Annotated in this window: 18 protein-coding genes and 1 tRNA gene; 7 read left to right on the forward strand and 12 right to left on the reverse strand. The window is 71.7% G+C overall.

All coding sequences use genetic code 11. The features are described from left to right. Positions 1-110 precede the first annotated feature (110 nt). From ACZ7PG_RS17115 to ACZ7PG_RS17125, 3 genes are all read right to left on the reverse strand, one after another. Entirely contained in the window at positions 111-971 is an 861-nt protein-coding gene (locus ACZ7PG_RS17115) for an Fpg/Nei family DNA glycosylase (protein WP_470239998.1), read from the reverse strand. 44 nt (positions 972-1,015) lie between these two features. Further along, a complete protein-coding gene (locus ACZ7PG_RS17120) occupies positions 1,016-1,456 on the reverse strand; it encodes a DUF983 domain-containing protein (RefSeq protein WP_360664753.1) in 441 nt (146 codons plus the stop codon). 113 nt (positions 1,457-1,569) lie between these two features. Beyond that, a complete protein-coding gene (locus tag ACZ7PG_RS17125) occupies positions 1,570-3,111 on the reverse strand; it encodes a sigma-70 family RNA polymerase sigma factor (protein WP_470239999.1) in 1,542 nt (513 codons plus the stop codon). 187 nt (positions 3,112-3,298) lie between these two features. On the opposite strand from ACZ7PG_RS17125, the gene ACZ7PG_RS17130 reads away from it, so the two are divergent. Both ACZ7PG_RS17130 and ACZ7PG_RS17135 read left to right on the forward strand, forming a co-directional pair. Then, positions 3,299-3,371, forward strand: a tRNA-Gly gene (locus ACZ7PG_RS17130). 212 nt (positions 3,372-3,583) lie between these two features. Continuing rightward, positions 3,584-3,736 carry an alkaline phosphatase family protein gene (locus tag ACZ7PG_RS17135; protein WP_470240000.1) on the forward strand — a complete coding sequence of 51 codons (153 nt, stop codon included), beginning with the start codon at positions 3,584-3,586 and terminating at the stop codon, positions 3,734-3,736. Positions 3,737-3,939: 203 nt separating this feature from the next. On the opposite strand, the gene ACZ7PG_RS17140 is transcribed toward ACZ7PG_RS17135, so the two are convergent. From ACZ7PG_RS17140 to ACZ7PG_RS17150, 3 genes are all read right to left on the reverse strand, one after another. Beyond that, positions 3,940-4,233: a YiaA/YiaB family inner membrane protein gene (locus tag ACZ7PG_RS17140; RefSeq protein WP_470240001.1), complete on the reverse strand. Its 294-nt coding sequence runs from the start codon at positions 4,231-4,233 to the stop codon at positions 3,940-3,942. Positions 4,234-4,301: 68 nt separating this feature from the next. Further along, positions 4,302-4,700, reverse strand: a complete 399-nt coding sequence (locus ACZ7PG_RS17145) for an immunity 7 family protein (protein ID WP_470240002.1) — start codon at positions 4,698-4,700, stop codon at positions 4,302-4,304. Positions 4,701-4,721: 21 nt separating this feature from the next. Further along, complete coding sequence (locus tag ACZ7PG_RS17150) at positions 4,722-5,264, reverse strand: DUF2716 domain-containing protein (protein ID WP_470240003.1); 543 nt, start codon at positions 5,262-5,264, stop codon at positions 4,722-4,724. A gap of 134 nt (positions 5,265-5,398) precedes the next feature. Between ACZ7PG_RS17150 and ACZ7PG_RS17155 the strand changes: the two genes are divergently transcribed. Further along, the gene (locus ACZ7PG_RS17155) at positions 5,399-6,070 is read left to right on the forward strand and encodes an alpha/beta hydrolase (protein ID WP_470240004.1); all 672 of its coding nucleotides are present in this window, start codon (positions 5,399-5,401) and stop codon (positions 6,068-6,070) included. On the opposite strand, the gene ACZ7PG_RS17160 is transcribed toward ACZ7PG_RS17155, so the two are convergent. Continuing rightward, on the reverse strand, positions 6,055-7,530 hold the full coding sequence (locus tag ACZ7PG_RS17160; protein WP_470240005.1) for a serine/threonine-protein kinase: 1,476 nt from the start codon (positions 7,528-7,530) through the stop codon (positions 6,055-6,057). The genes ACZ7PG_RS17155 and ACZ7PG_RS17160 overlap by 16 nt on opposite strands. A 66-nt stretch (positions 7,531-7,596) precedes the next feature. Further along, positions 7,597-8,220: a hypothetical protein gene (locus ACZ7PG_RS17165; protein ID WP_470240006.1), complete on the reverse strand. Its 624-nt coding sequence runs from the start codon at positions 8,218-8,220 to the stop codon at positions 7,597-7,599. Positions 8,221-8,434: 214 nt separating this feature from the next. Between ACZ7PG_RS17165 and ACZ7PG_RS17170 the strand changes: the two genes are divergently transcribed. Next, positions 8,435-9,574, forward strand: coding sequence for a hypothetical protein (locus ACZ7PG_RS17170; protein WP_470240007.1), 1,140 nt, complete (start codon positions 8,435-8,437; stop codon positions 9,572-9,574). Here the strand turns inward: ACZ7PG_RS17170 and ACZ7PG_RS17175 are convergent, their stop codons facing one another. After that, a complete protein-coding gene (locus tag ACZ7PG_RS17175; RefSeq protein ID WP_470240008.1) occupies positions 9,575-12,745 on the reverse strand; it encodes a glycosyltransferase in 3,171 nt (1,056 codons plus the stop codon). It lies immediately after the preceding gene. Positions 12,746-12,865: 120 nt separating this feature from the next. Here ACZ7PG_RS17175 and ACZ7PG_RS17180 point away from each other — a divergent pair, with 120 nt between their 5' ends. Beyond that, a complete protein-coding gene (locus ACZ7PG_RS17180) occupies positions 12,866-14,182 on the forward strand; it encodes an alginate O-acetyltransferase AlgX-related protein (protein WP_470240009.1) in 1,317 nt (438 codons plus the stop codon). Positions 14,183-14,334: 152 nt separating this feature from the next. Then, positions 14,335-15,564, forward strand: a complete 1,230-nt coding sequence (locus ACZ7PG_RS17185) for a DUF1707 domain-containing protein (RefSeq protein ID WP_470240010.1) — start codon at positions 14,335-14,337, stop codon at positions 15,562-15,564. Positions 15,565-15,742: 178 nt separating this feature from the next. On the opposite strand, the gene ACZ7PG_RS17190 is transcribed toward ACZ7PG_RS17185, so the two are convergent. The 3 genes from ACZ7PG_RS17190 to ACZ7PG_RS17200 all read right to left on the reverse strand — a co-directional run bounded on the left by ACZ7PG_RS17190 (position 15,743) and on the right by ACZ7PG_RS17200 (position 18,424). Continuing rightward, positions 15,743-16,411, reverse strand: a complete 669-nt coding sequence (locus tag ACZ7PG_RS17190; RefSeq protein WP_470240011.1) for a response regulator — start codon at positions 16,409-16,411, stop codon at positions 15,743-15,745. Next, a complete protein-coding gene (locus tag ACZ7PG_RS17195; RefSeq protein ID WP_470240012.1) occupies positions 16,408-17,514 on the reverse strand; it encodes a sensor histidine kinase in 1,107 nt (368 codons plus the stop codon). The genes ACZ7PG_RS17190 and ACZ7PG_RS17195 overlap by 4 nt, the downstream gene beginning before the upstream one ends. Positions 17,515-17,590: 76 nt before the next feature. Next, entirely contained in the window at positions 17,591-18,424 is an 834-nt protein-coding gene (locus ACZ7PG_RS17200) for a helix-turn-helix transcriptional regulator (protein WP_470240013.1), read from the reverse strand. A gap of 101 nt (positions 18,425-18,525) precedes the next feature. On the opposite strand from ACZ7PG_RS17200, the gene ACZ7PG_RS17205 reads away from it, so the two are divergent. After that, a complete protein-coding gene (locus tag ACZ7PG_RS17205; protein ID WP_470240014.1) occupies positions 18,526-19,950 on the forward strand; it encodes an MFS transporter in 1,425 nt (474 codons plus the stop codon). The last annotated feature ends 47 nt before the right edge of the window (positions 19,951-19,997 follow it).

Below are 19,997 nucleotides of genomic sequence, written 5' to 3' on the forward strand. Positions count from 1 at the left end.
CGCTGTCAGCGATCGCGGCCCCGCCGAGGCTCGGGCGAGCCGTGGCACAGCACCTGCGGCCGAACGGGGGAATCCCGGTGCGTGACGCCGTGACCACGGATGTCACCCGGCTACTTGAGTAGCCGCGACATCCGGCGATCGGCGAGCGGCTTGCCTCCCGTCTGGCAGGTCGGGCAGTACTGGAACGACTTGTCGGCGAACGAAATCTCGCGAATGGTGTCGCCGCAGACCGGGCACGGGAGGCCGGTGCGCGCGTGGACCCGCAGGCCCGAGCGCTTCTCCCCCTTCAGGCGCGCCGCCTTCTGGCCCACCGAGCGTTGGACCGCGTCGGACTCGATCTCGACGATCGCCTCGGCCAGGACCTCCAGCGCGCCGTCACCGAGCTTGCCGACCGTCGCGTACGGCGAGAGCTTCGCGCGGTGCATGATCTCGTCGGAGTAGGCGTTGCCGATGCCCGCGATCAGCGACTGGTCGGTCAGCGCCCACTTCAGCCGGGTGTTCTTCCCGGCGAAGATCTCGCGCAGCTGGACGGCGTCCAGCGACAGGGCGTCCGGGCCGAGACGCGCCACGCTCGCGATCTCCTGCGGGTCCTTCACGATCCACACCGCGAGGCCCTTCTTCGTGCCCGCTTCGGTGAGGTCGAAGCCGGGCCCGGTGGCGGACTCGAGGTGCACGCGCAGCGAGATCGGGCCCTTGCCCGGCTTGAGCGGCGCCGCGGCCAGGCCGTCGGACCAGCGCAGCCAGCCCGCGCGCGCGAGGTGGACGACCAGGTGCAGGTCGCCAGCGACGACGTCGAGGTGCTTGCCGTGCCGGGTCGCGCCGGTGATCTCGCGGCCGTGCATCTCGGTCCACGGCGGGGTCGCCGTCTTCAGGACGCTCAGCGATGCGACATCGATGCGGAAGATCGTCCGGCCGACGGCGTTCTCGCGCAGGTGGTGCGCCAGGGCTTCGACCTCGGGCAGTTCGGGCATGCCCCCAGTTTCACCCCTTCGCGCCGGTTTCCGGTACCGGCTATCTACTCGACCGGGTGCAGCGGCCCGTCGAAGTCCGGCAGCGAGTGGCGCTGGATCGTCTTGGAGATCTTCTTGACCTCGCCCTGCACGGTGAACATGCCGCGGATGGTGCCGACCCAGCGCTCGGACGGCCGGTCGCCGGTCAGGTCGCCCTCGGTCTCCGCGACCACGGTCCACGGCCGGCGCAGGATCCAGCGCAGCGGGAAGAACAGCACTATGAGCAGCAGCGCCAGCAGCACCCACGCGGGGATGTTGACCTCGTTCGGCGTCCACACGACGAGGATCACGGCCAGCAACGCTGTCACCACGATCATCGCGATGCCGGGGCCGTAGCTGCCGGCGACGTCGTGTTCGAAGTCGTCGGCCGTCGCCGGTGCACGCCATTCCATCTGGGCACGGACCACCCAGTCGCGGCCGTCCTCGCCGCGTACCAGCCGGTTCATTCAGTTGCCTCCCGAGGCGCCCGCAGGGTGAGCAGCACAACGGTACCGTGCCCGGGCTCGCCCGCGCGAGGGAGGAATCGGACATCCCACCCGGCGAAGTTGATCACCGCAGTTCAGGGAGCCGATGAGTCGGTCGACGTCGGATCCGCCGGTTCCCCCGAACCAGTGACGCCGGTCGCGCGGCTCGGCCACGGCTTCCCGTACGTCGGCGTCACCGTCGTCGAAGGTTCGGTGGACCCGGAGTCGTCGCCGGTCGGTTCCGGCTTGGTCGGCACCGTCGTCGTGGTCGTCGTCGTGGTGGTCTCCGGCGACAGCTCCGGGGCGTCCTCCGGCACGGTCTCGTCGCTGGACTTCGTCATCTCCGTGCTGGTCGCGTCCAGCCGCGGCGACGTCGACGAATGGTCGGGCGTGCTGAACGTCGAGGACGTCAGGTCGTCGCGCGGGATGTCCCCGCTCGTGCCCGGGCCGGTTCCGGTGCCGACGTCGCCGGCCGGGACGTCGCCGCCCGGCAAGGTCGGCACCTCGTTCGCCGCCGGCTGCCGGCCGCCCGTGCGCTGCCGCACCGGGACGGTGATCCCGGTGCCGCGGCCGTTGAGCACGCCGATCCCGATCTGCGGGTCCTGCTGCGGCTGCGGGGGCGGCTGCTGGTGCGCCTCGGACGGCGGCACCACCACGAGCTCCGGCGCACCGCCGGTCAGCCCGACGTCCTGCACCGGCGTCGTCCCGAACAGGACGGGACCGGCCGCGACGCCGACGGCACCCACGGCCGCGGTCGACGCCAGCGCGAGCCCGACCTTGACCTTCGACCCGACGAGCACGCCCTTGAGCGTCGCGCCGAGCCCGGTCAGCACGCCGCTGCCGCTCGCCGCGGCACCCGCCGCCGGCACCAGCAGCACCAGCACCCCGGCGTGCGCGCGCAGCGACGAGCAGACGTCGCGCAGCTCGTCCTGGGTCGCGCGGCACGACGGGCAGCCGTGCAGGTGCGCCTTGATCCGCTCGGCTTCGGCGCCGGTGACGCTGCCCGCAGTGAACCCGCCGAGCTTCTCGACGACCGCGCGGCACGAGTCCGGCCCGCGGTTCACCGAAAGGTGTGCCTGCAAGTACGCCGCGCGCAGGCCCTGACGGGCACGCCGGGCCAGCGCCGCGGTGGCGTTCGCGCTCAACCCGAAGTGGGTGGCGACCATGGCGGGCTGCTCGCCCTCGACCTCGGTCTGCCACAGGACGGTCCGCCAGCGCTCGGGCAAGCTGGTGAACGCCGTCGTGATCAGGGTGTGCTCGGCCGTGCGGGCGTGCGTGTCGGCACCCGCGCCGGCGCGGAAGGTCAGCTCGTCGTCCGACACGGGGACGTCGCGCCGGGCACCGTGCCACTCCCAGGAGACCCGGCGGGCGACGGTCAGCAGGTAGGCGCGGACGTAGTCTCTGGGACCGGAGCCACGCCGAAGGGCCTGCAGCACGCGGAAGAACGTCTCCGCGGTGATGTCCTCGGCCTCGGACCGGTCGGAAGCCAGGCTCTGCGCCAGTCTCCGGACGGCGGCGGCGTGCAGCTCGAACAGCTCCCCGAACGCGGCGTCCTCGCCGTTTCGAAGTCGTTGCAGCAGTGCCTGCTCGTCGGATTCCGAGGCCGCCGGTGGCGGCGCCGTGCCCAGCTCGGTCATCCGGCCCGGCACCTCCTCCCCGAAGGTCTCCCCGTTCGGTCGAATGGGGACACCATACGGAGGGAATCAGCCGTCGTCACCCCTTGTACGCCAGCTGTGACACCGAAGCACCGGGTCAGGAGGCCGGGGGACCCGCTCATCGGAGCAGTTTCAGCTTGGTATAGAGTGCTTTCAACAGCAAGGCAGTGCGGATGTAGCGCAGCTGGTAGCGCATCACCTTGCCAAGGTGAGGGTCGCGGGTTCGAATCCCGTCATCCGCTCAAGATCAAAGAACCGCTGTTCGGGACACCCGGGCAGCGGTTTTTTGGCGTTCGGCCCCGGACTCCCGGGGTGCTCGCGGCCGCCGTCTCGACAGCCTCGTTACCTTCTGACCGGATTCGTGCCGGTTCGGCAACTGTTTTCCTCTGGTGTTCCGGCCGCGTTCCCGCGATGCCACCTCTTCGGGTGATGCTCGCGCGTGATCGTGCTGGACATGGCTCATGCCGCCGAACGTCCAGCGCGCGCTCGCGCCCGACGCGGAGAAGGCCCGTACGTCATGGGCTACCACCGGCGGGCCGACCTGCCGTTCCAGTTCGCGCCGGCCGAGGCGTTCACCATCTGCGACAGCTGCCACTGCTCGGTATAACGACGGCCTGTTCGACCACGTCGTCCCGCCGACGCCGCCGGCCGGGACGCCGGGCGAGTTCGTCACGAAGACGTCCCCGCGCGGCACCCCGGGCAACGGCCTGGCACCGACCAGAAGCCGCCGAAGCAGGAGCCGGGCGGACGGCCGCGGGTGCCGCGCCACTGACGGTTTCGAGAGTGGCCACCCCGGGTGGCCGCTTTCGCCTACACCACGGGGGTTTGGAAGGGATCGTGCTCGGCGAGGAGCTTGTCGAGCCGGGCCTGGTCGACGCGGGAGACCACGGAGGTCTCCTCCTGTCTGTCGCGCACGCACTTGGCGAGCGTGAAGGTGGAGGTGACCAGGTAGAGCGCGCCGAGGGCGAGGAAACCGCGGATCCAGCCGTCGACCGGCAGGTACGCGATCCCGCCGATGACCGCGGCCATCGCTAGGCCGAACGAGATAGCGGCCTGGACGTAGAAGGCCGTCGTGGTGGGGGACGTCGTTCCGGATTTGGTCATGTGACCACGGTCTCGCCGGGCCCCGCGGGTGTCTTGAGCAGTACTACTCAGGCGCGGTTGCGATGTGGCTACAGCTCGTAGACGTCCAGGACCGTCGGGGCGACCGGGGTCAGGTGCGGGTCTTCGCGTTCCGTCACCTGGCCGCGGGCCATGCGGTAGACGCGGAATTCGTTGTCGTGCTCGGTGTCCTGGTCGTCCCAGACGTGGAGCAGGCCGTACGAGCCCGCGGCCAGTTCGCCGACCCTGGTGAAGAGGTCGAGGAGCTCGAGGCCGGGGCCACCGTGCTTGTCGAAGCCGGCCAAGTGGAGCATCGGCATGCCCGCGCTCCAGCGGAGGTCGACCAGGTCGAAGTCACCCGCGTCGCGGATAGCGCGGTTTACGCGGTCGACCAGGCGCTCCAGGAGCGCCGCGTCGTCGTCGCCGCTCGCGGTCGCCTGGATGGTCACCCAGCCGTGATATTCGAACACCCGCAGAACAGTAACAAGAGATCAACCGCGGGCCAGGGCGGGCGGCTTCCCGTCGCGGCGCAGGACGTTCGACAGCACTCCTTCGCCGTGCCGCTCGAACGCCGGCACCAGCTTCTCGCCGAACACGCAGAGCGTGCGCTCCCAGGGGTGGCCGAGCGTGCCGAACGAGAAGTCGGCGGACAGGAACAGGTGGTAGTCCGCGCGCGGGAACACCGGCACCGGCCAGCGCGCGCCCGGGGTCATCAGGTGCGGGCGGACGCGGTAGGACTGGTGCTGCCAGTGCAGCGCCCACATCCAGTCGTCGGGGCCGCAGACCTCGCGGAACGCGGCCATCGCGATCGCCGAGACCTGGTGCTCCTCGACGGCGTACGGGCCAAGGCGGAACTCGGCCGAGGCGCGGTCCAGGTCGCCGGGCGAAAGGTCCCAGGTCCGGGACGGCGACGGCTCGCGGAAGCCCGGCCACGCGTGGGCGTAGGTGCTCGGCCAGAACCCCAGCTTGTCGTACACCCAGTACCAGGCGGGTTCGTCGGCGACGCGGGAGACGGCTTCCCAGGCAGCATTCACTGTTACGACCTCTGACTTGACCAGGCACGAAAGAACACGCGAAAGCTTCGTGTTCGGCCTCCGGTTTGTCCAGTCCTCATTCGCTCCGCGCGAACTGTGTCACTCGACCGGGTGTGTTCTGTCAGATTGTCACCATGCGAGTCCTCTTCGTCCACGGTGCCTTCGTCCGCGACGGCGCCTGGTGGTGGCAGCCGACGGCGGACGTGCTTGCCCGGCACGGTCTGCGCAGCTCAGCCGTGGTGCTGCCGAGCTGCGAGGGCGAGCCGCGCGGCGACCTCCACGACGACGCCGCGGCCGTCCGCGCGCTGCTCGACGCCTCCGACGAGCCCGTTCTGCTCGTCGGACACTCGTACGGCGGGATGGTGATCACCGAGGCCGGAGACCACCCCGCGGTGCGACGGCTCGTCTACGTGACGTCGTTCCTGCCGGACGTCGGCGAGGCGCTCGCGGACTTCGGCGGCGCCGAGCCGCCGCGGCACGTCAGCCACGGCGACGGCACCGCGAGCGTCCGGGAGGAGCTGGTGCGGCCGCTGTTCGCCCAGGACTTCGACGACACGACGTACGCCGGCGCCGCGGCCCGGCTCACGCCCCAGAACGAAGCGGTGTTCGGCCAGCGGACGACGACAGCGGCGTGGCGGGCGATCCGGTCCACCTACCTCGTCTGCGCCGACGATCGGGCGACGTTGCCGGAGATGCAACGGAGCCAGGCCAAGCGCGCCACCGAGGTAGTCGAACTGCCCGTGCCGCACCACCCGTTCGTCACGCGGCCGGATCTGGTGGCCGAGGTGCTTCAGACGATGAGGTAACCCATCAGGAACTCCTTCGTCTTGCCTTCGCAGCCGGCGTCGAGCGAGTCGAAGTGGCTCGCGCCCGCATTGCAGCGGTAGAGCGCCCGCGTGCTCACCCCGGACGGCGGGTTCGCGTAGACATAGCCGAGCAGGCCGAGCGACTGCTGACTCTCGCACTTGCCGCTCTGGTCCGGCGAGGTGAACCAGTCCTTCTGGTCCTTCACCTTGCAGGCGAACAGCTTCCGCGTGCCCGGCTCGGCCGTCGCGACGAGGGAGCCGAACACGCCTTCCTTGGTGAACCCCGCCGGCGGGCCGACCTTCTTCGTGCCGCTGAAGTGCCCGCCTTCCGGGTGGTGGTACCGGATCAGCGGCACTTCGGCCGGGTGCGGCTTGTCCGCCGTCGTCGACGTCGGAGTGGAACTCGAGGACGGCGTCGGCTTCTTGGTACTCGGTTTTTTGGTGGTCGGCTTCGCCGAGGTCGACGTCGGCGTCGGCGTGGCTCCGGCGGCGACCGGCGTGGTGCGGTCCGGTTTCAGCAGGAAGATCGCCCCGAGCGCCGCGACGACGGCGACCGCCACCCCGGTCAGCACCAGCGGCAGGCGGCGCTTCTTCCGCGGCGGACCGTCCACTGTGGCCGTTGGCGGTGTGGCGAGCCACGCGGTCGGCGACGGCGACGCCGGGACGCCGGCCGTGCGCGCGGTTTCCAGCAGCCGTCGCAGGCCGGACGCGCCCAGCCGGTCCGAAGCGGACTGCGTGAGCAGCCCGCGGACGGCGTCGGCGAGCGGGCCGCGGGTGCGCTCCAGCACCGGCTGCTCGTACATGATCGCGTGCAGGGTCGCGGCAGTGGTGGTGCGCTGGAAGGGCGCCCGGCCTTCGGCGGCGTGGAAGAGCGTCGCGCCCAGCGACCAGAGGTCCGACGCGGGCGACGGCGCGGCCCCGGCGAACAGCTCGGGCGCCATGTACCCGGGCGAGCCCATGACGCCGCCGGTCTGCGTCAGCGACGGGTCGTCCATCGCCCGTGCGATGCCGAAGTCGGCGAGCTTCACGCGGTCGCCGGGCAGCACCATGATGTTGCTGGGCTTGACGTCCCGGTGCACGACGCCGGCCGCGTGCGCGCTCTCCAGCGCGCCCAGCACCTGCAGGCCGAGCGCGGCGACGCGGTCGTTCGCCAGCGGTCCTTCGCGCCCGACGACGTCGGCGAGCGTCGGCGCGATCACCAGCTCCATGACGATGAAGGTCGCGCCCTGCTCGCTGACGACGTCGTAAACCGTGACGACGCCGGGATCGTTGAGCCGCCCCGCGGTGCGCGCCTCGCGCATGACCCGCTCGAGGTGCGCCGGCGACGCGCCCGGCGGCGTGGCCAGTTCCTTCAGCGCGACCTGCCGCCCGAGCACCCTGTCTTCGGCGCGCCAGACGACGCCCATGCCGCCGCGGCCCAGCTCGGCCGAGATCGCGTACCGCCCCGCGACCAGTCTCATCGTCGCCCCCTGACGCTCGGGGGCGATGCTAAGGGAGGCGCCGGGCGGGCCCGGCGCCTCCCCGGCTCAGGCGGCGTCCCAGAGGGTGAGGAACGCCGAAGCCTCGCTGCGGGCCCAGGGCCGCAACCGTTCGCGGTCACGCGTGGAGAGCTGGTACTCCTTGCCACGCCGGACGTCGATCACCAGCGCGTGCCCGCCCGGCAGGACGTCCGGCATCGCCTGCTCCAGCACCCACAGCGCCAGCTGCGCCGAGGACTTCGCCAGCGGTTCCTCCTTGAAGTAGAGCCAGGTCGCGTAGCGACGGCCGTCGCTCTTGCGGAGCCCGAGCTGCGGGCTGACGCCGATTTCGAGGTCGCCGATCCGGCAGCGGCCGCGGCCGACCTCGACCAGCCGCGGCGACTTCCGGCCGAGGTACCGCAGCCAGCCCTCGGCGATCGCCGCGTAGTGCGGCTTCGTCCGGTCGTCGGCGGCGTTGACGAGGGCGCGCAACGCCGTCGCGTCCTGCCCCGCCGCCCGCCCGGACCGGACGGCGTTCGCCGCCCGCCGGTAGTAGTTGAACGCCGCCCGCGCCGGGTCCTCGTACTGCCGGCGCTGCCGCCGGACGAACGACGACCGCGACGGACCGTTACTCGCGCTGTAGCCCACGAACGTGGACAGGGTGATGTAGGCCATGGCCCTGCCTTCCTCCATCACGCCACCCGCGGGTGCGGGTGGCATCTCCCCTGGACAACGCCTATTTTAGAACATATGTACGACAGTTTCGGGGGCTGATGAGGTGACGGTCGGCGGGGACTCCCGGAAAGGGCGGACTTGCGCTAGGTTGCCGATCAACCTCGAACCGCAACCTCGCAGGTCGGCCCCACGTGCCAAACTGATGCCCCGAATGGTGGATGGGGGTCCATGGATGAGCTGGCAGGAAGAGCTTCGCCGTCTCGACACGGAGCTTGCCGAAGGCCGCATCGAGCCTGCTGAACACCGCAAACAACGCGACGAGCTGCTCGCGCAGGCCTCCGGTTCGACCGTGCCCTCACCCGTCCCCTCGCCGTTGCGCCGTCCGGGTGACACCTGGCGGAGCGCCAACCCCGCGAGCCACCCGGTGCCGCCGCCGCAGCGCATCGAATCGCCGCGATCCGCGGTGCCGCACCAGAAGCCCCACCCGCCCTGGCAGCGCACCGGGCTGCCGGTGACGATGAACGCGAGCCCGGTGCCGACCATCCCGGACCACATGACGACGGCGCCGAGCCCGGCCGACATCGTCCCGACGCGCTACCTGCGCATCGACGGCCCGGCCCGCCACGAACCGGGCAGCCGGTTCCCGCCGATCACCCCGCCCCGCGGCGAAGCCTCCGTGCCGCCGCCGCGCGACACCGGCTCCGAGGAGCCACCGGGGAAGCACCGCTTCGGCGGTGACGGCTCCGGGCGGGCCTGGACGACCTGGCCGTTCATCTCGCTCGGCGTGCTCGTGGTGCTGGCCATGATCGTCGGCGCGACGGTGTGGCTCGGCCGGGACGAACCCGCGTCCGACAACCTGGCCTCGCTGGCGCCCACGCTGTCGCAGGCGCCGCCCGCCGCCGCCACCCAGCCGCAGCTGGAGGACCAGGTGCCGCCGCTGCCGGGGATGCAGTACCCCGAGAGCTCGACGATGTCGCTGGCGAAGGGACTGGACCTCAAGCTCTTCCCCAAGGCGGTCGCCCAGACCTTCTCGCAACACGGCGTCACCCAGTTCGTCTACCGCGCTTCGGCCGCGGGCGACACCGGCTACCTCGCGTACGCGGTGCCGACGACCTCCCCCGGCGACGCGAAGGCCGTCATCGACTACCTGCGCACGGCCGCGCTCGCCGGCGAGTTCACCCCGCTCGCCGCCGACGACAAGGTCGTCACCGGGCCCAGCGGCGACCGGTGGATGAACGGCACCTGGTACACGTCGGGCAAGGTCGCCGTCGTGATCTGGGTGTCACGACGGGCGAGCAAGGAGCCCGCCGGGCTGAAGAGCAGCCTGGACAACGCGCTCACGGTGTTCCAGAAAGCGCTGCCGCCGAGCTGATCAGGCCGGGTCGAGCAGCGCGGCCAGCGTGCCGCGGGCGACGTCGGCGCCGAACCGGCGGTCCACCACGGTCTTGCCCTCCTCCGACAGCCGCCGCCAGAGCTTGTCGTCCTCGAGCAGGGTGACGATCCCTTCGGCGAGCTCTTCGGCCGACGCCCCGACGAGGATGTCGCGGCCGTGCGTCAGGTGCATGCCCTCGGTGGCCAGCGGGGTGGCGACGACGGGGACCCCGCACGCGAGGCTTTCGCCCAGCTTTCCCTTGACGCCGGCGCCGAAGCGCAGCGGCGCGACGACGACCCGGGCCTCGGCGTAGGCGCTGTCGAGGTTCTGCACCCAGCCGCGGACGACGACGCCTTCGCGGGCGAGGTCGAACATCTCCTGCGGCGGGTTGCTGCCGACGATCTGCACGACGGCGTCCGGACGGCGGCGCCGCACGAGCGGCATGATCTCGGTGGCCAGCCAGCGCGCGGCGTCCCGGTTGGGCACGTGGTCGAAGCTGCCGACGAAGAGCACCCCCGAGCGGCCGTCCGGGGCAGCCGACGTGCCGTCGACCCGGTGCACGTTGGACAGCACCTCGACCCGCGCCGCGGGCACGAGCTCCCGCAGCAGCTCACGCTCCACATCGGACACCGTGAACGTGACGTCGGTGGCGCGGGTGAGGCCGAGTTCGGACTCGCGCAGCACCTCGGCGCGCCGCCGCAGCGTCAGCTCCTCGCGGGTGTCCCCCAGCCGCGCGGCCAGGTCGGCCTGCCGGTTGAGCCGGACGAAGTGCAGGTCGACCGTGTCGTAGGCGATGACGCAGTCCGGCGCGTGCTCGCGGACCTGCTCCAGCAGCTGCCACGCGACGTGCGGCCGGGAAAGCACGGCCAGGCGCAGGTCGGCGCCGGCGTCGCGCAGGAACTCCAGCTGTTCGCCGAGCCCGGTCACCACGGTGATCCCCGCCCGGTACAGCGCCCCGGCGTACGGCTCGGGGAGCGCGTTGTTGAGCGGCATGAACACCACCCGGTGGCCGAGGCCGACGAGCAGCTCGAGGATGCGGAACATCCGCACCGAGCCGGAGTCCTTGTCCGGCATCGGCACCTGGTGGTCGGCGACCAGCACGGTGCCGCCGCGGTGGCCGTCCTTCGTGCGCTGCCGCCCGGCCCAGACCGCGCGCGGGCTCGCCTCGGGGAAGTGGTCGCGAAGCTGGACGCTCCACTTGTCGACGAAGACGCCGCGGTTGAGCTCCTGGTGGCGCTTCACGCCGGAGGAGACGTCCGTGCCGTTGGTGATGCCTTCGTGGTGCACGACGACCGACGCGGGCTGGACCATCGTGCGGTACCCGTTCGCGCGGACGGCGAAGGCGAGGTCGGTGTCCTCGTAGTACGCGGGCGCGAAGCGCTTGTCGAAGCCGCCGATGCGCTCGAACAGCTCGCGGCGGACCAGGACGGCCGCGCCCGAGCAGTAGTCGACGTCGCGCAGGGCCTGGAACCACGGCGCGTCCGGCGACTGCAGCCTGCCGTAGTTCCAGCCGGTGCCGTCGGCCCAGATGATGCCGCCGCACTCCTGGAGCCTGCCGTCCGGGTACACCAGCTTCGAGCCGACGAGCCCGACGTCGGGGCGGGACTCGACCACGGCGACCAGCTCGTCGAGCCAGCCCGGCCGGACCTCGGTGTCGTTGTTGAGGAAGAAGATGAAGTCGCCGCGCGCGTTCTCGGCGCCCAGGTTGCAGGCCCCGACGAACCCGAGGTTCTTCGGCGCGCGCACCAGCCGGACCCCGGCGCAGCCCGCGACCCGGTCGGCGGAGTCGTCGCGCGACGCGTCGTCGACCACGATGACCTCGAACGGCGTCGAGGGCAGGTGCCGCTGGATCGAGTCGAGGCAGCCGCGGGTGAACGGCCAGTTGCCGTAGACCGGGATGACGACGCTGACGATCGGCCGGTCGCTGGTGGTGACCGCGACCGGTCCGGGCACCGGCGGGGTGGCGGGCACCGCGCCCTTCTGCCGCCCGAGGGCCGTCTCGTAGAGATCGCGGCGCTGCGTGCCGCGCGGGGCGTACTTCTCGATCGCGCCGCGGTACCGGCCGAGCAGCCGCTGCGCGAGCGCGGACGTCTCGGCGCGCAGCTTCTCGTTCTCGGCGGCGAGCCTGCCGACCGTCTCGGAAAGCCCCGCGTTGTTGCCCGCCAGCCACTCCAGCCGCTCGCTGTCGTAGCCGTTCTTGCGCTTGAGGAGGTTCAGCTCGTCGGACGCGCGCCGCCGGTCGTCGCGGGCGCGTTCGGCCTGCCCGGCCGCGTCGTCACGCTCGGCCGCCGCCCGCCGCTCGGCGGCCGTGACGTCGGCCAGCTCGGCGGTCAGCCGGCTCACCGAAGCCGCCGCCTGCTCGCGTTCGGCTTCGGTGCGGGCCAGCTCGCCGCGCAGCCGCGCCGTTTCGGCCGCCGCGCCGGCGATCAGCGTCAGCTTCGCGTCGACCATCGCCGACGTCGAAGGCACCTCGACGGGCTCGGCCGACGCAACGGAGACGAAGTAGGTGTGCGGCGCGCCCGGCTCGACGGCCCAGCCGCCGTCGTCGTCCGGCCGCACGGTGAGCACCTCGGCCTCCGTACCCGGGCCACCGTGGATCAGCGAGCCGACGGCGACGTTCTGGCGCAGCACGACGACGTGCTCGAAGCTGCCGGCGAGCAGCGACCGGAAGGCCGGCCCGGTCAGCTCGTGGACGTGGTAGGGGTTCTCGTTGCCGTGATCGTGGGTGTAGACCTCGATGTCCGGCGTGCTGCACAGGAAGATCCCGCCCGGCGCGAGCCGGTTGCGGACCAGCTCCATCAGCCGGTCCTGCGCCTCGACGTGCTCGATCGCCTCGAAGCAGGTGATGACGTCGAACCGCTCGCCGTCGAGGGCCGCCGGGTCCGTGATCGAACCGACCTCGAAGCGGACGCCCGGGTAGTTCCGCCGGGCGTGCTCGACGGCCGCCGGGTCGAGTTCGAGGCCGACCACTTCGGTGGCTGCGCCTGCCATGAGCGCGCTGCCGTAGCCCTCGCCGCTGGCCAGGTCGAGGACCCGCTTGCCGGTGGCGAAGCGGGTCGCGAACGCGTAGCGGTGGTAGTGCTCGTAGATCACCTGGATGTCTTCGGTCCACGGCACGCACCGCTCGCCGGTCCATTCGATCAGGCGCTCGCCGCTCGTCCCCTTGCCCATGGCGGGCAGATTAGCCGCCCGACCAGGTCCGCCGGGGCCGACCTCGCCTTTCGGGCGGCACCGCGGCCGGCTTCCCCGGTTCCGGCACGCCCGGCCCGGGCCCGGCGCTACGATACGGCCGTGCCCCCCAGCCTCCGTCCGCAGTCGCCTGCCGGCCGGCGGCAGCTGCAGACGCCGGAGTCCTGGCTCCCGAAGGAGCACAACCTCTACCGGCCCCGGCACAGCAACCGCCAGCGCACGGCACTGACGTGCGCGATCGCCTTCTTCCTCACGCCGGTGCTGCTGTGGGTCTTCGGCGTGCAGCCGACGGCGTTCGAGAACCGGCCGCTGCGGCCGTTCCCGAGCCTCGGCGACGGCTGGGGCTTCTTCACCGGGCTGACCGGCTGGGCCACCGACCACCTGCCGCTGCGGCAGGCCGGTGTGCAGGCCGCGGACGGCATCGGCACCGGCCTCTTCGGCGATCCGCCGGGCTCCGGGCAGGGCACCAACCACGACACCGTCGGCATCGACCAGGGCCAGCAGCCCGCCGGCACCGGCGACGTCCCCGGCTACGTCTACCCGGGGATCATCCCGGGCAAGGACGGCTGGCTCTACCTGGGTGAGGACGTCACCGCGAAGTGCCGGCCGGTGATGGACCTCGACCACGTCGTCTCGGCGCTCCACCGGCTGCGCGCGGCGGTCGAGAGCTCCGGCCGCAAGTTCGTGCTGGTCTTCGCACCGGACAAGTACACGGAGGAGCCGTCGCACCTGCCGGACGACTACGTCGGCAAGGCCTGCGCCCAGGCCCGGACCACCGACTTCTGGAACCGGGTGCCGCGCGAGACGGGCGCGATCGACCTGCGGCCCTCGCTCGCCGACGCCGAACGGCGGATCGGCCGGTCGGTCTACGACCCGAACGACACGCACTGGTCGTACGACGGCGGCCTGGTCATGACCTACGCGCTGGGCCAAGCGATCGCGCCCGGCTCCACGGCGAACTGGCACGCGGCGCCGATCGGCGTCCGGCCGTGGCCCGCGGACCTGTCCATTCTGCTCGGCCACACCGAGCAGAAGCAGATGACGGCCTACAGCCTCTCCACCGACGGTGGCGTCGATCGCGCCCGCTACATCGCCAGCGACTTCCGGTTGCCGCTCTACCTGACGCAGCCGGACGGCGCGCGGCCGGCCGGTTCGATCAGCCAGTCCGTCGGCCTGGTCGCCGACTCCTTCACGCAGTTCGCGACGCCGTTCCTGGCCGCGACCTGCCAGGACGTCACGATCGTGCACGCCGACACCGTGGCGCGGAGCACCGGCGACCAGCTGGCCGACATGTTCGCCGACCGGGATGTCGTCACCTTCGAATTCGTCGAACGGAGCGTCACCGGCGGCTCGTCGCCGCTGCTGCGCGACCAAGCGATCGACGAGCTGGCGAAGGCACTGGCCCGGCACCCGCGCTGACCTCGCCGACCGCACCGCGGCTCACATCGATAACGACGGGGTGGTGGTCGCCGACGGGTGAGCGGACCCGTGCACAATGGCTGCGTGCGGCAGGGAGATCGGGCCGTGCGTCCGCATGGTTCGGGGACTACCTACCCGAAGGGGGTACCGGGGTGACCTGGCAGGAAGAGCTGCGCAGGCTGGACGAGGAGCTCGCGGCCGGAAGCCTGTCGGCCGACGAGTACCGGACCCGGCGCGATCGGGTGCTGAGCATGGCCGTCACCAACGCCGACGGCCCGCAGCAGCAACAGCCGTCGCAGCAGGCACCCGGGCAGCCGTCGTCCGCCGCGGAGACGCAGATCATCCCGCCGGTGTCCCCGCCACAGCAGTCCGATCCCAACCAGCAGGCGGCCTCGGCGGAGGCCACGCAGGTCGTCTCCTCGGCCGACATGGGCGGCGAGCGCACGCAGGTCGTCCAGCCGTGGCAGCAGCAGCACCCGAACTCCCCGTCGCACGGGTTCGCCCAGCCGATGCAGCAGCAGCCGGGCCAGTACGGCCAGCAGTCCCCGGCGGGCGGGTTCCCCGCGCCGCAGCAGAACCCGTGGGACGCGGCCCCGCAGAACGTCAGCCCGCCTTGGGGCGCCTCGGAGTTCCCGTCGCTGGCGCAGTCGAACAACGCCGAATGGATCAGCCAGGGCCCGGAGGGCTTCCAGACGCAGCCGTCCGGCAAGGGCAAGAAGATCGCGTTCGCCGCGCTCGGGCTCGTCGTGCTGGTGGGTCTCGGTTTCGGCGTCTGGGCGCTGTTCATCAAGGACAGCGGCGAAACCCCGGTCGCGCAGCCGACCACCAGCCAGCAGCAGCCGCCGCCGCTGCCCTCGACCAAGCCGCTGCCGGAACCGCCCGCGGCCAAGCCCGAACCGGCTGACAACGCGGCGGCACTGGTGACTCCGGCCGGCAAGACCCGCGTCGGCGGGGGCACGTTCGACATGGCCAAGCTGGAGGCGTCGAAGTTCCTGCCGGCCACGGTCATCGAGCGGCTCAAGTCCGAAGGCATGACCGAAGGCCTGCTCAGGACCTCGACCGACGGCGACGTCACGCTCGCCGTGTACGCCCTCGAGATGCCGAACGCGCAGGCCACCAAGCCGGTCGCCCAGGAGTACGCGAACGCCCAGCAGGAAGGCGGCGTGACCGCGGCGCGCGACCTGTCGCTCCATGGGGTGCCGGTGTTCGCCACGCCGGACGGCGGTCAGCAGTCCGTGTATCGCGCGGTCTACGTCCTGTACAACCGCGTGATCATCGTCGAAGCCTTCGGCTCGGACAAGGCCACGGCCCTCGACTCGTTCAAGACGTTGCTGAACGCGCAGGTCCAGAAGTCGCCGCCGACCGAGCGCACGAACAGCTGACCGGTCGCCGGCTGACCCGAAGGTGTGACTTCCGCCGTGTCGATGAACGCCGTCCCACTCCCGGACGCCCTGTAAGCAGAGCATCGGTGGTGGGAAGGAGGCGACATGATCTGGATCTGCCTGGTCGCCGTCCTCGCGGTGGTGTTCCTGGTCCGGGCGTTCCTGGTGGTGCGCCGGGTCAGGCGGAGTGACGTGGGGTGACCAGCCCCGACTCGTAGGCCAGCACCACCAGCTGCGCCCGGTCGCGGGCGCCGATCTTCGTCATGATGCGGCTGACGTGGGTGCGGGCCGTCGCCGTGGAGATCACCAGGTGGGCGGCGATTTCGTCGTTCGACATGCCGCCCGCCACCAGGCCCAGCACCTCGCGCTCGCGGTCGGTGATCTCGCGGACCGCGCTCGTGTCGATGCGGCGGTTCTCCGGGCGGCCGACGAACTCCTGGATCAGCCGGCGCGTGACCGTCGGTGCCAGCAGCGCCTCGCCGGCGGCGACCACCCGCAACGCGCGCAGCAGCTCGACCGGTTCGGTGTCCTTCAGGAGGAACCCGCTGGCGCCCGAGCGCAAGGCTTCGTAGACGTACTCGTCGACGTCGAAAGTGGTCAGGACCAGCACCTTCGTCCCGGCGAGGTCGGGGTTCGCGGTGATCCGGCGGGTGGCTTCGAGGCCGTCGACGCCGGGCATCCGGATGTCCATCACCACGATGTCCGGCTTGTGTTCGATCGCTCCGGCGACCGCCTGCTCGCCGTCGCCGGCCTCGCCGCAGACTTCGAAGCCGTCCTCGGTCTCCAGCAGCACGCGGAACCCGGCGCGGACCAGGACCTGGTCGTCAGCCAGCAGGACGCGGATCATGCTTCCCCCTCGATCGGTAGCTCGACGCACACTTCGAAACCGCCGTCGACCGGCCCGGCGGTGCACCGCCCGCCGAGCGCGGCGGCGCGTTCGCACATGCCCCGCAGGCCGTGGCCCGGAGTCGGCTGGGCGGTGCCGCGGCCGTCGTCGCGCACCCTCAGCGTGAACGTCCCCGGCTGCCGTTCGAACCGGACATCGACGCGGTTCGGCTGGTCGGCGTGCCGGACGACGTTCGTCAGCGACTCCTGCAGGATCCGGTAGGCGGCCGCGTCGACCGGGGCCGGGAGGTCGCCGGCCTCGCCGTGGACGTCGACCGTGAGCCCGGCGTCGCGCGCGTGTTCCAGCAGCTCGGCGGCCTGGGCGAGGCTCGGCGCGGGTGCCTTGTCCTCGCCCGAGCGCAGCACGGCCAGGGTCGCGCGCAGGTCCTTGAGCGCGGACGCGCTGGCCGCCTTGATGTTGAGCAGCGCCTCCTTCGCCTGCTCGGGCCGCCGGTCGGCGACGTGCGCGGCGACGCCCGCCTGGACGTTGATCATGGCGAGGCTGTGCGCGACGACGTCGTGCACCTCACGGGCGATCCGCAGCCGCTCCCGCTCGGCGAGCCGGTGGCGGTGCTCGTCGGCCTGCTCGCGCCGGGCGGCGAGCGCGTCGAGCTGGTAACGGACGGCGGTCCCGACCCCGATGACGGCGACCAGCCACACGACGACGAACCCGGCGCCGGCCTCCAGCGTGAACGACCTGATCGTGACGACGTGCACGGCGTAGGCCGCGGCGAGCGCGGAAGCTCCGGCGATCCCCGACGTGAGCGGACCCCGCTGCCGGGTCAGCACGAACAACGCGATGGTCGGCACCAGGATGATCGGCCCGCCGGGCAGGCCGGAGGCGTAGTAGCCGAACGCCGAGGCGGCCGTGACCAGGAAGAGCGTCAGCGGAAAGCGGTGGACGAGCAGCAGCGTCAGGACGGTCGCGGCCAGCCACGCGGCGCCGGGCGGGGTCAGCGGCGTCGCCCCCGGCTGCCACCGCGACGACGCGCTGGTCGCCCCCAGCACGAACACGAGGACGACGAGGGTGCGCACCACGCGTCCCACCCACGGCGACCATCTCATGCTGCGAAAGCTACCGGTCGCCGGGCCGTGGCGCGTCCGTCCTGAAGCGACTCCCCGCGTACGTCCGGCGCCGTAGTCACTCGAACATGAGGGGCAGCTTCGCCGCCGTCTCCTCGTCAGCCGGGGTGTACGTCGACACCGTGATCTCCGAGCGGCGGCCCGAGTAGAGGTACGTGAAGTTGAACCGCAGCAGCCCGACGTCCGGGTGCAGGTAGCGCTTGGTGCGGATGGGCTCGGAGTTGACGTCGTGGTGCGGCCAGAGCTCGGCGAACAGCGGCGACTCCGCCTTGAGGCGCTTGACCAGGTTCTTCCACGCCGGCTCGGCGACGTGCTCGGCCATCGCCGCGCGGAAGGACGCGATCACGCGCGGGATGTTCGTGTCCCAGTCGAGCATCCGCTCGCGCCACCGCGGGTTGAGCAGGCACTGGACCAGGGTGTTGCGGTCCTCGAACGGGATCGCGTCGACGTCGCCCATCAGCCAGGTGTAGCCACGGTTGTACCCGAGCAGGTCGCAGCGGGCGTTGCGCACGGCGACCGGGTACGGCTCCAGCTTCTTCAGCATCATCTCCAGCTGGGGCGAGAGGACCTGGCAGTCCTTCTCGCTCTCCGGCTCGGGCGCGCCGGCCAGGCGGAACAGGTGGGTGTGCTCGTGCGGGTCGAGCCGCAGCGTGCGGGCGATCGCCTGCAGCACCTGCTCGGACGCGTTGATGTCGCGGCCCTGCTCGAGCCACGTGTACCAGGTGACCCCGACGCCGGCGAGCTGCGCGACCTCTTCGCGGCGCAGCCCCGGCGTCCGGCGGCGGCCCAGCAGCGGGAGGCCGACCTGCTCGGGCGTGATCCGCTCACGCCGGCTGCGCAGGAACCTCGCCAGCTCTTGGCGGCGGAGCTCGGATTCGACTGCGGTGGTCATGGTGCCAGGATCGCACGCGCCCGAACCTGGTACCAGGTAGTGGTGGTACCTGGATAAACAGCAACTGGTACTAGGTTGAGTTCGAGTCGATCGTAGTAGTCATGACCACGACTCAACTCGCGCCGATCACCTCCGGCGCCCCGGCCAGGCCGGGACTGACCCCCGCCGGCCTGGTCACGGTGCTGCTGGGGGCGGCGCTGCCCATCATCGACTTCTTCATCGTCAACGTCGCGCTGCCGACGATCGATGCCGACCTCCACGCGTCCACGGCGACGCTGGAGCTGGTGGTGGCCGCTTACGGCATCGCGTACGCGGTGCTGCTGGTGGTCGGCGGCCGCCTCGGCGACTCGTTCGGCCGGCGGCGGCTGTTCTTCACGGGGCTGTGGCTGTTCACGCTGACGTCCCTGGCCTGCGGGATCGCCCCGACGGCGACCACGCTGGTGATCGCCCGCGCCGCGCAGGGGGCGGCGTCGGCGATGCTGCTGCCGCAGGTCCTCTCGATCATCCAGGCGACGACGTCCGGCGAAGAGCGTTCGCGGGCGCTGGGGCTCTTCGGCGCGACCGGCGGTCTGTCCACTGTGGTCGGCCAGCTGCTCGGCGGCGGCCTGGTGGCGGCGGACCTGTTCGGCACCGGCTGGCGGCCGATCTTCCTGGTGAACGTGCCGATCGGCCTGGTGGTGCTGGTGATGGCGCGCCGCTTGCCGGAAAGCCGCGCGCACAACCCGCTGGGCGTCGACCGCCTCGGCACGCTCCTCCTGGCGACGACCCTGCTGTCGCTGCTGGTCCCGCTGATGGAGGGCCGCGCACTGGGCTGGCCGGTGTGGTCGATCGTGCTGCTGGCGCTGTCGCCGTTCTCGGCCGCGGCTCTGGTGCACGTCGAACGGCGCTTGGAGCGGCTGGGCGGCACTCCGCTGCTGCCGCCGTCGGTGCTGCGCCTGCCGAGCGTCCGCCGCGGGCTGATGGTGGCGGTGCCGTTCTTCGGCGCGTTCGGCTCGTTCATGTTCGTGTTCGCGATGACGCTGCAGGAGGGTCTGCACTTCGGCCCGCTGGGCGCCGGCGCCGCACTGACCCCATTGGCGGTCGCGTACTTCACGGTGTCGATGCTCAGCAGCCGGCTGGTGGCCCGCTACGGCCAGAAGGTGGTGCCGATCGGCGGTGCGATCACGGCGGTGGGCATGGTGGCGCTGCTGTGCACGACGCTGGCGGCGTGGCCGCACGTGACCATCCTCGATCTGGCGCCGGCGATGGTGGCGATCGGCGTCGGGAACGCGCTCGCGATGACGACGTTGTTCCGGATCGTGCTGTCCCACGTGCCGACCGACCTGGCCGGCGTCGGCTCGGGCGTGATGACGACCAACCAGCAGACGTCGCTGGCCCTGGGTGTGGCGACGTTGGGGAGTTTGTACGCCGCGCTTTCGGGTTCGCTGGGGAGCCGGGACGCGTTCGCGCTGGTGATCGGGGTGGTGGCGGTGCTGGCGGCGATCGTCGCGGTCACCGGACGGCGGCTGCCCGACCCCCGGGTCTGAAAAAGTCCGGATTCACCCGTCGGAAAAGTCGTGCGCCGGACGACTAT

It is taken from the genome of Amycolatopsis sp. NPDC114504 (assembly GCF_055633595.1).

What these genes read in the sequence shown, in the direction of transcription:
- ACZ7PG_RS17165 (WP_470240006.1), bottom strand. Translation starts at nt 8,220, where the DNA reads ATGGAGGAAGGCAGGGCCATGGCCTACATCACCCTGTCCACGTTCGTG.
- ACZ7PG_RS17115 (WP_470239998.1), bottom strand. Translation starts at nt 971, where the DNA reads ATGCCCGAACTGCCCGAGGTCGAAGCCCTGGCGCACCACCTGCGCGAG.
- ACZ7PG_RS17140 (WP_470240001.1), bottom strand. Translation starts at nt 4,233, where the DNA reads ATGACCAAATCCGGAACGACGTCCCCCACCACGACGGCCTTCTACGTC.
- ACZ7PG_RS17155 (WP_470240004.1), top strand. Translation starts at nt 5,399, where the DNA reads ATGCGAGTCCTCTTCGTCCACGGTGCCTTCGTCCGCGACGGCGCCTGG.
- ACZ7PG_RS17135 (WP_470240000.1), top strand. Translation starts at nt 3,584, where the DNA reads ATGGCTCATGCCGCCGAACGTCCAGCGCGCGCTCGCGCCCGACGCGGA.
- ACZ7PG_RS17160 (WP_470240005.1), bottom strand. Translation starts at nt 7,530, where the DNA reads ATGAGACTGGTCGCGGGGCGGTACGCGATCTCGGCCGAGCTGGGCCGC.
- ACZ7PG_RS17170 (WP_470240007.1), top strand. Translation starts at nt 8,435, where the DNA reads ATGAGCTGGCAGGAAGAGCTTCGCCGTCTCGACACGGAGCTTGCCGAA.
- ACZ7PG_RS17195 (WP_470240012.1), bottom strand. Translation starts at nt 17,514, where the DNA reads ATGAGATGGTCGCCGTGGGTGGGACGCGTGGTGCGCACCCTCGTCGTC.
- ACZ7PG_RS17205 (WP_470240014.1), top strand. Translation starts at nt 18,526, where the DNA reads ATGACCACGACTCAACTCGCGCCGATCACCTCCGGCGCCCCGGCCAGG.
- ACZ7PG_RS17175 (WP_470240008.1), bottom strand. Translation starts at nt 12,745, where the DNA reads ATGGGCAAGGGGACGAGCGGCGAGCGCCTGATCGAATGGACCGGCGAG.
- ACZ7PG_RS17200 (WP_470240013.1), bottom strand. Translation starts at nt 18,424, where the DNA reads ATGACCACCGCAGTCGAATCCGAGCTCCGCCGCCAAGAGCTGGCGAGG.
- ACZ7PG_RS17125 (WP_470239999.1), bottom strand. Translation starts at nt 3,111, where the DNA reads ATGACCGAGCTGGGCACGGCGCCGCCACCGGCGGCCTCGGAATCCGAC.
- ACZ7PG_RS17120 (WP_360664753.1), bottom strand. Translation starts at nt 1,456, where the DNA reads ATGAACCGGCTGGTACGCGGCGAGGACGGCCGCGACTGGGTGGTCCGT.
- ACZ7PG_RS17190 (WP_470240011.1), bottom strand. Translation starts at nt 16,411, where the DNA reads ATGATCCGCGTCCTGCTGGCTGACGACCAGGTCCTGGTCCGCGCCGGG.